The organism is Motilibacter aurantiacus (assembly GCF_011250645.1).
GTDB lineage: Bacteria > Actinomycetota > Actinomycetes > Motilibacterales > Motilibacteraceae > Motilibacter_A > Motilibacter_A aurantiacus.
On sequence record NZ_JAANNO010000001.1, the window covers coordinates 589,302 to 603,643 of the forward strand.

Genomic DNA, 14,342 nt, shown 5'->3' on the forward strand with positions numbered 1-14,342 from the left:
TCTTCCCCGTGTGACCGCACCAGCGCTTCCCCGACCCGTGGGCCCGCCGCGATCGACGGTGGGCCTGGCCGAGGTGCTCGAGCTGTTCCGCAGGGACCAGGCGGAGCTGACCCGGGCGGACGTCATCGGCCTGACCGGGCTCTCGCGCTCCACCGTCAACCTGCGCCTCGAGGCGCTGCTCGGTGCCGGCCTGCTGGTGCCCGTGGCCGAGGAGGCGCGCACCCGCGGGCGGCCGGCCGGCCAGTTCGCGTTCAACCGCGACCGGGGCGTCCTCCTGGTCGCGGACGTGGGCGCGACCGGGGCCCGGCTGGCGCTCTGCGACCTCAAGGGGGCTGTGCAGGCCGAGCGGACCGTGGCCTGCTCGGTCACCGACGGCCCCGAGCCGGTCCTGGGCGTCGTCCGGTCGGTCTTCGCCGACCTGCTCGCCGACGCGGGGCGCCCGGCCACGGACGTGCTGGGCGTCGGGATCGACGTGCCGGGGCCGGTCGACGCGGCGGCGGGGCTGGTCGTGAGCCCGCCGATCATGACCGGCTGGGACCGCTACGACATCCCCGGCTGGTTCGGCCAGCACTACGACTGCCCGGTCGTCGTCGAGAAGGACGCGAACGCGATGGCGCTGGGCGAGCAGCGCGCTCACCACCCCGAGGCCCAGCACCTGCTCTTCGTCAAGGCCGGGACCGGGATCGGCACCGGCATCATCGCCGGCGGGCAGCTGCACCACGGGGCGGACGGCGCGGCGGGCGACCTCGGCCACGTCCACATCACGGTCCTCGACGTCGAGCAGGAGCCCGACTGCCGCTGCGGCAACAGCGGCTGCGTCGAGGCGTACGCCGGCGGCTGGGCCCTCGTGCGCGACCTGCGCGCCGCCGGGCACGACGTCCACGACGTCGACAGCGCGGTCGCGCTCGTCCGCACCGGCGACGACACCGCCGTCCGCGTCGCCCGGCGGGCCGCCCGGATCCTCGGCGAGGCCATCGCCGACGCGGTCAACCTGCTCAACCCGCGCGCGGTCGTCGTCGGCGGGCAGCTGGCCACCACCGACCAGATCCTGTTCGCGGGCATCCGCGAGATGGTCTACCGGCGCTCGCTGCCACTGGCCACTCGCAACCTGCAGATCGTGCGCAGCGAGCTGGGGCCGCACGCCGGCGTCGCCGGGATGGCACTGCTCGTGGCCGACCGCATCTTCTGCGCCGAGCGGGTGGACACGCTGGTCGCGAGCGCGTTGGCGGACTGATCGCCCACGGCTGACGCCGGCCGGGCCGGGGCGCACGGCGCCCGCTGTGGCGTACCCGAGCCCGAAGCCGCGCGTCCGATCGTTCGGCCGGAGTGGCTGCCCGCACGACCACTGACGCCCGACGATCAGACGGCGGTCGCAGGTGCGCAGCCCGAGCCGGTGGCGTGGACGGCGTTCCGGGCCCGCCGCCACGGTGGGTGGCCCGGGAGCTCGCTAGCGGACCCCGAGGTGCCTGCACACCCAGTCGACCGTCTCCTGCACGAACCGCACGCGGTTGGGCGTCGCGAGCAGCACGTGGCCCTCGCCCTCGACCCGCCAGTAGCGCACCTCGACCCCGCGCTCCTGCAGCGCGGCGACGACCTGGTCGGCCTCGATCACGGGGACGTTGGTGTCCTCGGCGCCGTGGACGACGAGCAGCGGGGCGCGCAGGTTGTCGATGTGGGTCATGGGCGACAGGTCGTGCAGCAGCTCGCGGTCGCGCTCGGGATGGCCGTACTTGCTGACCGCAGCCGCGGCGATGTAGGGCTCCGTGTGCTCGTAGAACGTCGCGAAGTCGCTCATGCCGCAGACGTCCACGCCCACGGCGTAGAGCTCGGGGTCGGAGACCAGCGCGGCCAGGGTGAGGTAGCCGCCGTAGGAGCGGCCCATGACGCCGACCTTGCCCCGGGGCGCGATGCCGGACTCCGTGAGGTACGCCGCGCACGCCGCGACGTCCCGGATCGCGCCGTAGCGCCGGCCCAGGTCGTCGGCGTGGACGAAGGTGCGCCCGAAGCCCGCCGAGCCGCGCACGTTGGGCGCGAACACCGCGACGCCCGCCGCGGCCAGCGACTGGAACAGCGAGTTGTAGACGGGCCGCTCCTGCGCCTCCGGACCCCCGTGCAGGTGGATCATGGTGGGCCACGGGCCGGCGTGCGACGGCCGGTAGAGCCAGCCGGTCACCGGCGTGCCGTCGTCGGAGAGCAGCCAGCGCAGCTGCGGCGCGGCCAGCGTCCCGCGGTCGACCGAATGGGTCGTCGCCGCGGGCGAGCTGAGCAGCACCCGGCCACCGGTGGAGCTGAGCGGCTGCGCCTCGCGCGTGCCGGGGTCCAGGGCCCAGACCCCGCGCGGGTCGGCCCAGCCCTCGGCCGTCAGCAGGAGCCGGCGTCCGTCAGGGGTGAAGCGGACGTCGTCGATGACCTCGCGCGGCAGCGGGTCCAGCTGGCGCTGGCTGTCGTCGTCGAGGTCGAGCAGGCTCAGCGCGCTGCGCCCCCCGAGGACGTTCCAGACCAGCGCGATCGACCGGCCGTCCGGGGAGAGCGCGATGTCGGCGAGGTCGGCGTCGTGGCGCTGGGCCACGACGCGGGGCGCGTCGCCGTTCAGCGGCACCGCGACGAGCGCGACGAGCTCTCGCCCGACGTCCGTGCGGGCGTAGACGACCTCACCGTCCGCCGACACCACCCCGGCGTCGGTGGACCCCTCGCCCGGGCCCGGGACCACCGGGATCTCGACGCCCTGCTCGCGGTCGACGACGAAGAGGCTGCGTGCCCCCCGGGGGCCGCGCCGCAGCAGCGCGCGGCGGCCGGAGCGGTCCACGTCGAGCAGGGTCAGCAGCGACCCCTCGGCCACGACCTCCTGGTCCCCGCTCAGCGGGTCGACGAGGAGGGCGCGCGAGAGGGCCCCGGTCTCGGTGACGAGCAGCCGCCCGTCCTCCACCCACGCGTGCCCGCGCCCGGTGCCGATCGTGGCGTTGGTGTCGCCCCGGCCGCCCACGAGCCGCAGCCCGGTGCCGTCGGGCCGGACGATCCAGGCCTCGCTGCGCGAGCGCCCGTGCGCCGCCACGGAGCAGGCCAGCCACTTGCCGTCCGGCGACCAGCTCACCATGTCGACCCGGCCGAAGTCTGCGGCGAGCCGCGCCCACCCGGTGAGGCGCCCGTCGCGCGGCTCGGCCAACCACACCCGCGGCTCGCCGCTGCGGTCGGAGACGAACGCGATCTGCGTGCCGTCCGGGGACGCCGTCGGCGACCAGCTGCTGTAGACGTCCTCGGGCACCGGCAGCTGCGGTGTCCCGGTCGGGCTCGCCGTCCGGTGCTGCAGCGCAGCCTGCCCGTCGCTGCCCCTGTCGCTCACGGCGCCACCCTGCGTGATCGACCGCGGCCGAGGCAAATCAACCGAGCAGCCACGTGTCCTTCGACCCGCCGCCCCGCGAGGAGTTGACGATCATGCTGCCCTGCGGCGCCACCCGGGTCAGTGCCGCCGGCGCGACAGCCGCCTCGTCGCCCAGGAAGACGAAGGCGCGCAGGTCGACGTGGCGCGGGTCGAGCCGGCTGCCGTCGAACGTCGGGTGGGTGGACAGCTGCACGGTCTCCTGGGCGATCCAGCGGTGGGGCGCGGCCAGCATCTGCCGCCGGCCGGTCTCCAGCTCCTCCTCGGTCGCCGTCGGGCCGATGAGCACCCCCTCCCCGCCGTAGCCGTCGACCGGCTTGAGCACCAGCTCCGGCAGCCGCGCGAGCACGTGCTCGCGCTGCTCGGGGACCCCGCAGAGGTACGTCGGCACGGACGCGAGCAGCGGCTCCTCACCCAGGTAGTACTTCACGAAGTCCGCGACGTACGCGTAGACCGCCTTGTCGTCGCCCACCCCGTTGCCCGGGGCGTTGGCCAGGGCGACGCGCCCGGCGTCGACCGCGGCCAGCAGGGGCGGGCCGAGCGGCCAGCCGTCCGCGCTCGGGGCGTGGAGCAGGTCGTTCTCGCCGATCCGCAGGTAGATCACGTCGACCCGCTTGCGGGTGCCACCGCGTACGAGGAGCACGGTGCCGTCCTGCACGACGAGGTCAGTGGTCACGACGACCGGGACGCCCATCTCCTCGGCCAGCATCCGGTGCTCGAACCACGCCGAGCCGGCCGGCCCCTCGCTGAGCAGGACGACGCCCGGGCTGTCGGCGGCCCCCGGCAGCGCGGCCTGCTCGAGCACCGCCCGCAGCAGCTGCGGCGTGCGCTCGACGTCGAGGACCTGCGGCGGCAGCGGCAGGTCGGGCATGACCGCCTTGGTCAGCCGCCGGTTCTGCACGGCGTACCCGATGCCGGAGGGCACGCGCAGGTTGTCCTCCAGCACGAACCAGCCGCCGTCGCCGTCGCGCACGAGGTCCATCCCGCTGATGTGGGCGCGCACCCGCTGCCGGCGCATCAGCGCCCCGGACGACCGCAGCCCCGGGGCGCTGTCGACGACCCAGCCGGGGATCACGCCGTCGGCGATCGCGGCCCGCTCGCCGTAGACGTCGTGCAGGAACGCGTCCAGGGCCCGGACGCGCTGGGTCAGCCCGGCCTGCAGCGCCCCCCACTCGTCCGTCGGCACGATCCGCGGCACGAGGTCGACCGGGAAGAGCCGGGTGCTGGCCTCCCCCGCCACCATGAAGGTCACCCCGCGGGCGCGCTGCTCGTCGTCGCGGGCGGTCTCCCGCCGGCGCAGCCCCGCCGCCCCCAGCCGGTCGAGCGCGGCGAGCACCCCGGCGTACGCGGGCAGCGGCTCGGTCCCGGCGAGGGCCTCGTCACCGCCGGCGACGTAGTGGCCGTACAGCCCGCTGTCCCCGGCCACCGGCTCCGACGACCTCGCGTCCGGCGCCGACCGGGTCTGCCGGAGGACGAGGTCGACGACCTCGGTCAGGCGCCCGCTCCGCTCGTACGCCCGCCGCTGCTGAGCGGCGGAGCTCCCGTTGGCGCAGGCCCGCCGGGCGAGCTCGCTGACCTGCTCCCAGTCGCCGGTGTCCTCCAGGTAGGGGCGCGCCCGGTCCAGCAGCCCGGTCACCGCGATGTCCGCAGGCACCGGGCGCGGCGACTGGGCGAGCGCGAGCAGGTTGTCCTCGAGCCCGGAGCGGGCCGCACGCCACATGGCCGCGCGCAGCATGGGCGCCTGCGGCAGCAGCAGCGGCCGGCCGGCGAGCACGGCCTCGCGCTCGCGGCGCACCAGCGCCCGGAAGAGGCCCGCCAGCAGCACCACGGACTCCACGTCCGGGCAGGCGTCGCCGACGCGCAGCTCGAGCGTGGGCAGGTGGGCCGAGGGGCGTACGTCGAAGTAGATCATCTTGGGGTCGCTGATGGCGCCGGACGCGACGAGGTCGGCGACCAGGGCGTCGTGCTCGGCCGCGGTCGAGATCGACCCGCTGAGGCCGGCCGTCGGCCAGCGCTGCCAGACCAGCGAGCGCATGCTCGCGTAGCCGCTGTCCGCGCCCATCCAGTACGGGGAGCTGGCGGTGAGCGCCAGCAGGATCGGCAGCTCCGGGGCGAGCCGCTGGGCGACGGCGACCGCCATGTCCCGGTCGGCGAGCCCGACGTGCACCTGCGCCCCGCAGATCAGCTGCTCGCGGGCGAGCAGCTGATACTCGTCGAGCATCTGCCGGTAGCGGGTGGTCGGCGTGATCTCCAGCGCGTGCACGTCGACGAGTGGCACCGAGCCGGTGGCCGCCACTCCGAGGCCGGCGGCGTCGGCCACCCCGACGAGCAGACGCCGGGTCCGGACGAGGTCGGCGCGCAGCTCGTCCAGGCCGGTGGCGACCTCGCTGTTGGTCTCGACCACGCTGCGGTGCAGCTCGCCGAGGAACTTCCCGGTCGGCAGCCGCTCCAGCAGCTCGGGGGCGCGCGGGACGAGCTCGCGGGTCGTGAGGTCGACGACGTGGAACTCCTCCTCGACCCCCAGCGTGGTGGCGTCCGGCAGCGCGGCGATCCCGGCAAAGACAGCGGCCCCGGCGGGCAGGCCGTCGACGGCCGTGCCCACCCCCCGTGTCTGGAGGTCCTCAGCCAAGAAAGTCTCCGATCCGTGACTCCGTCGGTGCAGCGCGTGTCCTTCGGGGCCGGTTTCCGGGCGATCGTGGCCCCTCTCCTTCCCCAGCCCGGCCGCGGAGACGCCTCAGGGTGGCCCTCGTGTGTGTCGCGTACGTTCCGCGCGTGTGAAATGCCCGACGCCCGGCCGGCGTTCAGTTCCGGAGGGAGATGCGGCACAGTGCTATGTGGCGTTTTCCACCCCCGGCCGGCAGCGGCCGAGCCAACGTCCAGAGCCGAGGAGCCGCCACCGCATGCGCCTGCCGCGCTGGACGCCTGACCGGGGCCGGGTCCTCGGCTCGACCACCGTCGTCACGGTGGCGCTCGCCGGGATCGGCGCGTCCGCCGCGCCCCGCCCGCCGGCGCCCGCGCCGGCGGCAGCGCCCGCGTCGCCCGTCGTCGCCATCGCCGTGCCGGAGGACCCGGCCGTCTCCCCGCTCGGCGCGGAGCTGCGCGCCGGCGGCCTGACCGGGCCGACCACGCCCCCCGCGGCGGCCCCGGAACAGGCGACGTCCGCACGCGTCGTGCCCTCCGAGCTCACCCGCAGCGGCATCCCGGTGGCCGCCCTGACGGCGTACCGCCGGGCGCAGATCCTGCTCGGTCGATGGGAGCCCGGCTGCCATTTGGACTGGTCGCTGCTCGCCGCCATCGGGCGGGTCGAGTCCAACCACGGCCGCTTCGGCGGCAGCGTGCTCGGCACCGACGGCAAGGCCAGCCCCGCGATCCTGGGCCCCCGGCTGGACGGCGTGGCGTTCGCCCGCATCCTCGACTCCGACGGCGGCCGCCTCGACGGCGACACCGAGTTCGACCGCGCCGTCGGGCCCATGCAGTTCATCCCGACCACCTGGGCGATGGTGGCCGCGGACGGCGACGGCGACGGGGTCGAGGACCCGCACGACCTCGACGATGCGGCCGTGGCCGCCGGGCTCTACCTCTGCTCCGGCGGCCGCGACGTCTCGGCGCTCGAGGGCCGGCAGGCGGCCGTCTTCAGCTACAACCGCAGCGACACGTACGTCTACGACGTGCTCATGCTGTCGCACGCGTACGCCACCGGCCTGACGGCGGCGCTGCCCACCCCGGTCGTGCCCGACCGGCCGAAGCCCACCCCGACGGTCTCCGCGTCCCAGCCCGCCTCGCCGGTGCAGCCGCCGGCCGCGAAGCCCACGCCGGCCGGGACGCCCGCGACGGCTCCTTCCCCGAAGCCGACCCCGAAGCCGACCCCGACGGCCTCGCCGGCTCCGGCGGCCCCCACGCCCACGGCGAAGGCCACCCCGAGCCGCGGGGCAACGACTACGCCCGGCACGCCGCCGCAGGCGGCGCCAGCGGCCACGCCGGCGCCCTCCGCCTGAGCCACCGGCGGCGCGCGGCAGGATGTGCGGCGTGAGCCGCCTCGAAGACTGGACCGACCGCCTCGTCCGGGAGCTCGGCCTGCCCGAGCAGCTGGCCGGCACCGACGTGCGCGACCTCGTCCTCGACCTCGCCCGTGACGCCGCGCACGGCGTGGCACGCCCCGCCGCGCCGCTGACGACGTTCCTCGTCGGGTACGCCGCCGGCCGCTCCGGCGCCGACGGCGCGGCCCTGCGCGCGCTGGCCGAGCGGGCGGTGGCGCAGATCCCGACCGCCGAGGCGGCCGGCCCCGCATGAAGGGCGGGCTGCCTGCGTACGCGGCGGTCGTCCTGGCCGGCGGCGCCGCGCGGCGCATGGGCGGCGCGGACAAGACCGCGGCCCTCGTCGGCGGGCGGCCGCTCCTCGACCGCGTGCTCGACGCGGTCGCCTCGTCCGCGACGACGGTGGTCGTGGGGCCGGAGCGGCAGACGTCGCGCCCCGTGTCCTGGGCCCGCGAGGAGCCCCCTGGCGGCGGGCCGGCCGCCGCGGTGGCCGCCGGCGTACGGCTCGTCACCGAGCCCGTGGTCGCCCTGCTGTCGGCCGACCTGCCGTTCCTGACACCGGATGCGGTGGACCGGCTGCGGCGGGAGCTGGGCGCCGGCGCCGGCGAGGGGGCGCTCTACGTCGACGGCAGCGGTGCCGAGCAGCTGCTGTGCGGGATGTGGCCGACATCGGCGCTGCGGGCCGCGGTCGAGCGCGCGGGCGAGGTCGACGGGCTGCCGTTGCGACGGCTGCTGCAGGGTCTGCCGCGGGTGGGCGTGCCGGCAGCAGGGGACGGGCCGGCGCCGTGGACCGACTGCGACACCCCGGAGCAGCTGGCGCGGGCGCGGCGGCTGGCGGCGGGCGTACAGCCCTGAGAGCCCCGAGGCCCGGCTCGAGACGGGGGATGCTCGAGCCGGGCTGGCTTCGACGGTACGCCGCTGCGCCGCCCCCGGCAGCTGGGCGGGCCGAAGTCTTCGCGATCCTTCAGGAACCGGGCTGCAGGTGACGAGGTCGGTCCGAGGACTGCTCCACCCCCACCCCCTCGCTGATCATGCAGTCATGGCGAGTTGTCCACAGCCGCTCAGCTGTGGACAACTCGCCGGACGTGCATGATCGGCGCGTGAGGGTGAGGGCAGAGGCCAAGCGTCAGCGGGCGCTGCGCAGCCACCCGGCGGCCTCGGTCGCCCAGTAGGTCAGCACGAAGTCCGCGCCGGCGCGGCGGATGGCGGTCAGCGACTCCAGCACCGCGCGGTCGCGGTCGATCCACCCGTTGGCGGCGGCGGCCTCGATCATGGCGTACTCCCCCGACACCTGGTAGGCCGCGACGGGCACGTCGGACTCGTCGGCGACGGCGCGCAGGATGTCGAGGTAGGCCGAGGCCGGCTTCACCATGACCATGTCCGCGCCCTCGGCGAGGTCGAGCCGCACCTCGCGCAGCGCCTCGCGGGCGTTGGCGCTGTCCTGCTGGTACGCCCGCCGGTCCCCCTTCAGCGAGGAGTCGACCGCCTCGCGGAAGGGCCCGTAGAACGCCGAAGCGTACTTCGCTGAATAGGCGAGCACCGACACGTTGCCAAAGCCGGACTCGTCAAGTGCGCTTCGGATGACGCCCACCTGGCCGTCCATCATCCCGCTGGGCGCGACGACGTGGGCGCCGGCCTCGGCCTGAACCATCGCCATCTCGGCGTAGCGCACCAGCGTCGCGTCGTTGTCCACGGACCCGTCGGCCGCAAGCACGCCGCAGTGGCCGTGGTCGGTGAACTCGTCGAGGCACAGGTCGCTCATGACGACGAGCGCGTCCCCCGCCTCCTCGACGACGGCGCGCAGGCCCTGCTGCAGGATCCCGTCGGGGTCCGTGCCGGCCGAGCCCACGGCGTCCTTCGCGGCCGGGATGCCGAAGAGCATGATCCCCCCGACCCCGGCGGCGGCCGCCTCGGCCGCCGCCTTGCGCAGGCCGTCGAGCGGGTGCTGCACCACACCCGGCATCGACCCGATCGGGACCGGCACGTCGATGCCCTCGCGGACGAACACCGGCAGCACCAGCTGCCGGGGCTCGACCGTGGTCTCGGCGACCAGGCGGCGGAGCGCCGGCGTCGACCGCAGCCGACGCGGGCGCACCGCGGGGAAGCCGGTCACTTGCTGGCCTTCCTCCGCGCAGACGGCCGCTTCTCCGAGGGGCGGAGCACCGGCTCCCCCGCCTCGGCCGCGGCGAGCCGCAGCGCGGTGCCGTACTCGGCCAGGCCGGCGGCGAGCGCCGACACCGACGGCTCGGCCGCGAGGACGTCGACCCGCAGGCCGTGCTCCTCGGCGGTCTTCGCCGTCGCGGGGCCGATGCAGGCGACGACGGTCGTGGCGTGCGGCTTGCCCGCGATGCCGACCAGGTTGCGCACCGTCGAGGACGATGTGAAGAGCACCGCGTCGAAGCCGCCGGACTTGATCGCGTCGCGGACCGGCGCGGGCGGCGGCGCGGCCCGGACGGTGCGATACGCCGTGACGTCCTCGACCTGCCACCCGAGGTCGGTGAGCCCCTCGACAAGGGTCTCGGTCGCGATGTCGGCGCGTGGCAGGAAGACGCGGTCGATCGGGTCGAGGACGGAGTCGTACTCGGGCCACTCGGCCAGCAGGCCGGCGCTGGACTGCTCGCCCTTGGGGACCAGGTCGGGCACGATCCCCCAGGCGCGCAGGTCCGCCGCGGTCTGCTCGCCGACGGCGGCCACCTTGATGCCGGAGAACGCGCGCGCGTCGAGGCCGTACTCCTCGAACTTCTCCCGGATCGCCTTGACCGCGTTGCGGGAGGTGAAGGCGATCCACTCGAAGCGGCCGGTGACGAGGCCCTTGACGGCGCGCTCGACCTGCTGCGGCGTGCGCGGCGGCTCGACGGCGATCGTCGGGACCTCCTCGGGCACGGCTCCGTAGGAGCGCAGCTGCTCGGACAGGGCCCCGGCCTGCTCGCGGGTCCGCGGCACGAGGACGCGCCAGCCGAACAGCGGCTTGGTCTCGAACCAGGAGAGCTTCTCGCGCTGGGAGACGACGTCCCCGACGACGACGACCGCCTGGCCGCTCGCGCACGCCGCGATGGCCCCGGCCGCGTCCGCGGCCACGGCGGCCAGCGTCGACACCACCGTCTGCTGGCGGGTCGTCGTGCCCTCGCAGGTGACGGCCACCGGGGTGTTCGCCGAGCGGCCTGCAGCGACGAGCCGGGCGGCGACGTCGGCGAGCTCGGGCGCGGCGTTGAGCAGCACCAGCGTCGCGCTGCCGCCGGCGAGCGCCTCCCACGAGACGTTCTTCGCGGTCACGTCGACGACGCGCACCTCCGGCGCCTTGGCGGAGGTGAGCGGCACCCCCGCGTACGCCGGGACGGCGGTGGCGCTGGAGAGCCCGGGGACGACCTCGAAGGGCACCTTCGCCTTGGCGAGCGCGGCGGCCGCGTCGGCGCCGTGCGACTCGACGAACGGGTCGCCGGCGAAGAGCCGGACGACGTTGCGGCCGTCGCGCGAGTGGCGGACGAGGATGCGGGCGAGCTCGGTGTCGGTGAGCCCGCCGTCCTTGGTGTCGACACGCTCGACGTCCGCCCGCGTGTGCCGGGCGAGGACCTCCTCGTGGCGGGTCAGGTCGCCGACGACGACGTCGGCGGTACCGAGCAGCTCCACGGCGCGGACCGTGAGCAGGGCCGGGTCACCGGGCCCGGCGCCGACGAGGGCGACGCCGCCGGAGGGCGTGGCGGACGAGACCTTCTCGCCGCTGGGCTTCTTCTGCGTGACGGGGCGGGTCACGGCACACGCTCCCCTGTCTGTGTTGTGGGTGGGTTGGGACGTCTGGGCAGGGGATCCGGCCCGGGTACGGGCGGGCGGTCAGGCATCAGCTCCGCGGCGCCGGCGTCGAACAGCTCGGCGGCCAGCCGGCGGCCGAGGCCGTCCGCGTCCGCGAGCGGCCCGGTGGCGGACAGCCGCACGGCGGCCCCGTCGGGCGCGGCGACCACCCCCCGCAGGTAGATCTCGGGCCCGTCGTCGCCCTCGGCCGTCTCGGCGAGCGCCCCGACCGGGGCGGCGCAGCCGGCCTCGAGCGCCGCCAGCAGAGCGCGCTCCGCGGTGACGGCGGCGCGGGTGAGCGGGGCGTCGAGCACGGCGAGCAGCTGCGCGGTGGCGGTGTCGTCCAGGCGGCACTCCACCGCGAGCGCCCCCTGACCGGGCGCGGGCAGCATCTGCAGCGGGTCGAGCGTCTCGGTCACCTCGTCGAGCCGGCCGAGCCGGGACAGCCCGGCACGCGCGAGCACCACGGCGTCCACCTCGCCGTCGGTGACGAGGCGCAGCCGGGTGTCGACGTTGCCGCGGATCGGCACCGTCTGCAGGCCGAGCCCGAGCGCCGCGAGCTGCGCCGCCCGGCGGGGCGACCCGGTCCCGACCCGGGAGCCGGCCGGCAGCTCGCCGAGCGTGAGCCCGTCGCGGGCGGCGAGCGCGTCGCGCGGGTCCTCGCGGACCGGCACGGCGGCCAGCCCGATGCCGTCGGGCGCCGCGGTGGGCAGGTCCTTGAGCGAGTGGACCGCGAAGTCCACCTCGGCGGCGAGCAGCGCCTCGCGCAGCGCGCTGACGAACACGCCCGTGCCGCCGAGGGCGGTCAGCGCCTCCCGCGAGACGTCGCCGAGCGTGGTGACCTCGACCAGCTGCACCTCGCGCCCGGTGGCGGCGCGCACCGCGTCGGCCACGTGCCCGGACTGGGCGAGCGCGAGGGCGCTGCGCCGCGTGCCCAGCCGGAGCGGCGCGGTCACGGCCGGCGCCGTTCGGGCGCGGCCAGCAGGTCGGTCTGCGAGAGCGGGTCGACCCCGGTCGTGCCGGGCTCCTCGACCACCGGGCGCGACAGCGCCTGCGCCGGGCCGGGGCCGAGGTCGAACAGCTCGCGCAGCACCTCGGCGTACGAGACCGGGACCGGCTCGTCGGCCAGCTGCTTCACCCGCACGGTCGGCGCGTGCAGCAGCTTGTCGACGACGCGGCGTACGGCCTGGTCGACCTCGCGGCGCACGCGCTCGTCCAGCTGCGGCAGCCGGCCGGCGAGGCGCTCGAGCTCGGTCTGCACCACCGTCTCGGCCCGGGCGCGCAGCGCCACGACCGTCGGCGCGACGCTGGCGGCCCGCTGCCAGGCGAGGAAGGCCTCGACCTCGTCGGCGACGATGCGGCGCGCGGAGGCGACGTCCGGCCCGCCCTCCTGCGCCGCGACGAGCGCGCCGACCTTCTCCAGGTCCATGAGCGTGACGCCGGGCAGCTGCGCCACCTCGGGGTCCACGTCGCGCGGCAGGGCGAGGTCGACGACGGCCAGGTCGCCGGGGCGTCCGGCCGCCGTGCGCCGCGCGACCGACCGCTCCACGACGTCGGCGGAGATGACCGTCCCGAGCGCGCCGGTGCAGGAGACCACGACATCGGCCGTCGCCAGCGCGTCCTCGAGCCCGTCGAGCGTGACGTGCCGCCCGCCGACGGCGGCGGCGACGCGCCGGCCGTGCTCAGGGGTGCGGTTGGCCACGACGATGTCGACGGCTCCGGCGCGGGCGAGGGTGGTCGCGGCCAGCGCGCTGAGCGAGCCGGCACCGACGACGAGCGCGGACCGGCCGGCCAGCCCGTCGAGCGTGGTGAGGCTGCCGCCGGCCAGGACGTCGATGCCCTCGCCGCCGAACGCCGCCGCCGCGAATCCGAGCCCGACCCCGACGACGCTCTGGCCGGCCCGGTCGATGCCCGTCTCGTGACGGGCGCGCTTGCCCACCCGCAGCGCGGCCTGGAGCAGCTCGTTGGTCACCCGGCCGGCGGTCCCGGTCTCCTGCGCGGTGCGCAGCGCCTGCTTGACCTGGCCGAGGATCTGCCCCTCGCCGACGACCATGGAGTCCAGCCCGGCCGCCACCGAGAACAGGTGGGCGACGGCGCGCTCCTCGTAGTGCACGTAGATGTGCGGGGTCAGCTCCTCCAGCGTCATCCCCGACCGCTTGGAGAGCAGCTCCCCGAGCGCGGCGACGCCGCCGTGGAACTTGTCGACCTCTGCGTAGACCTCGACCCGGTTGCACGTCGACACCACGACCGCCTCGGCGATGTGGTCGGCGGCCACCGCGGCCAGCAGGACGTCCGGCACGTCGGACGCGGGGACGGCGGCGCGCTCGAGCACCGGGACCGGCGCGGTCCGGTGCGACAGGCCGACGGCGAGCAGTGTCACTGCGCCCCTCCCACGGCCGCGCCCAGGGCCTCGCCCGAGGCCATGGCCTTCGTCGTCTTGCGTTGTTCCTTGAAGGCCAAGATCTGCAGCTCCATGGACAGGTCGACCTTGCGCACGTCCACGTCGGGGGGGACGGTGAGCACGACCGGCGCGAAATTGAGGATGCTCCGCACGCCTGCGGCGACGAGCCGGTCGCACATGGGCTGCGCGACGGGCGCGGGGGTGGCGAGGACGCCGATGCACGCGCCGGTGCGGCGCACGACGTCCTCGAGGTCGGCGGCAGGCTGCACCGGCAGCCCGCGCACCGTGGTCCCGATGACGGCGGGGTCGGCGTCGACGAGCGCGCAGACGCGGAACCCGCGCGAGGCGAAGCCGGCGTAGCCGGCCAGTGCGGAGCCGAGGTTTCCCACACCGACGATGAGCACCGGCCAGTCCTGGGTGAGACCGAGCTCACGGCTGACCTGGTAGGCGAGGTGGTCGACGTCGTAGCCGACCCCGCGGGTGCCGTAGGAGCCCAGGTGCGACAGGTCGCGGCGCAGCTTCGCCGACCCGACCCCGGCCAGCGCCGCGAGCTCGTCCGAGCTGACGGTGCGGGTGCCCGCGTCGGCCAGCGCGCCGAGGACGCGCAGGTAGATGGGCAGACGGGCGACGGTAGCCTCGGGGATCCCGCGCGAGGCCGGCCCCGTATCCCCGACAGGGACCTCCGGCGCCGTCCGAGGGGTGCCGAGCACCGCGTCGTCGACGTCGACGGGTGGGTCGGTCCGGC

The 14,342-nt window shown here is 76.0% G+C and carries 11 protein-coding genes; 4 read left to right on the forward strand and 7 right to left on the reverse strand.

Annotated elements, in window-relative coordinates; genetic code table 11:
• Positions 1–10 precede the first annotated feature (10 nt).
• The gene (locus tag G9H72_RS02715) at positions 11–1,234 is read left to right on the forward strand and encodes an ROK family protein (protein WP_331271911.1); all 1,224 of its coding nucleotides are present in this window, start codon (positions 11–13) and stop codon (positions 1,232–1,234) included.
• A gap of 213 nt (positions 1,235–1,447) precedes the next feature.
• On the opposite strand, the gene G9H72_RS22190 is transcribed toward G9H72_RS02715, so the two are convergent.
• Both G9H72_RS22190 and G9H72_RS02725 read right to left on the reverse strand, forming a co-directional pair.
• A complete protein-coding gene (locus tag G9H72_RS22190; RefSeq protein ID WP_166166962.1) occupies positions 1,448–3,340 on the reverse strand; it encodes a prolyl oligopeptidase family serine peptidase in 1,893 nt (630 codons plus the stop codon).
• Positions 3,341–3,377: 37 nt separating this feature from the next.
• Entirely contained in the window at positions 3,378–5,918 is a 2,541-nt protein-coding gene (locus G9H72_RS02725) for a glutamate--cysteine ligase (protein ID WP_166167772.1), read from the reverse strand.
• 358 nt (positions 5,919–6,276) lie between these two features.
• Between G9H72_RS02725 and G9H72_RS02730 the strand changes: the two genes are divergently transcribed.
• From G9H72_RS02730 to mobA, 3 genes are read left to right on the forward strand one after another with little or no spacing between them, the layout of a single operon-like run.
• Positions 6,277–7,371 (forward strand): lytic transglycosylase domain-containing protein, encoded by a 1,095-nt coding sequence (locus tag G9H72_RS02730; protein ID WP_166166965.1) that lies wholly within the window; start codon positions 6,277–6,279, stop codon positions 7,369–7,371.
• 31 nt (positions 7,372–7,402) lie between these two features.
• Positions 7,403–7,666 (forward strand): DUF6457 domain-containing protein, encoded by a 264-nt coding sequence (locus tag G9H72_RS02735; protein WP_331271912.1) that lies wholly within the window; start codon positions 7,403–7,405, stop codon positions 7,664–7,666.
• A complete protein-coding gene (gene mobA, locus G9H72_RS02740) occupies positions 7,663–8,265 on the forward strand; it encodes a molybdenum cofactor guanylyltransferase (protein ID WP_166166971.1) in 603 nt (200 codons plus the stop codon). The genes G9H72_RS02735 and mobA overlap by 4 nt, the downstream gene beginning before the upstream one ends.
• A 271-nt stretch (positions 8,266–8,536) precedes the next feature.
• Here the strand turns inward: mobA and hemB are convergent, their stop codons facing one another.
• The 5 genes from hemB to G9H72_RS02765 are packed head-to-tail and all read right to left on the reverse strand — an operon-like array spanning position 8,537 to position 14,307.
• Complete coding sequence (hemB, locus tag G9H72_RS02745; RefSeq protein WP_166166974.1) at positions 8,537–9,523, reverse strand: porphobilinogen synthase; 987 nt, start codon at positions 9,521–9,523, stop codon at positions 8,537–8,539.
• Positions 9,520–11,160 (reverse strand): bifunctional uroporphyrinogen-III C-methyltransferase/uroporphyrinogen-III synthase, encoded by a 1,641-nt coding sequence (locus G9H72_RS02750; RefSeq protein ID WP_166166977.1) that lies wholly within the window; start codon positions 11,158–11,160, stop codon positions 9,520–9,522. The genes hemB and G9H72_RS02750 overlap by 4 nt, the downstream gene beginning before the upstream one ends.
• Positions 11,157–12,152 (reverse strand): hydroxymethylbilane synthase, encoded by a 996-nt coding sequence (gene hemC, locus G9H72_RS02755; protein WP_166166980.1) that lies wholly within the window; start codon positions 12,150–12,152, stop codon positions 11,157–11,159. Before hemC ends, G9H72_RS02750 begins: the two co-directional genes overlap by 4 nt.
• Positions 12,149–13,576, reverse strand: coding sequence for a glutamyl-tRNA reductase (locus G9H72_RS02760; protein ID WP_166166983.1), 1,428 nt, complete (start codon positions 13,574–13,576; stop codon positions 12,149–12,151). Before G9H72_RS02760 ends, hemC begins: the two co-directional genes overlap by 4 nt.
• Positions 13,573–14,307 (reverse strand): redox-sensing transcriptional repressor Rex, encoded by a 735-nt coding sequence (locus G9H72_RS02765; protein WP_166167775.1) that lies wholly within the window; start codon positions 14,305–14,307, stop codon positions 13,573–13,575. Before G9H72_RS02765 ends, G9H72_RS02760 begins: the two co-directional genes overlap by 4 nt.
• Positions 14,308–14,342 lie beyond the last annotated feature (35 nt).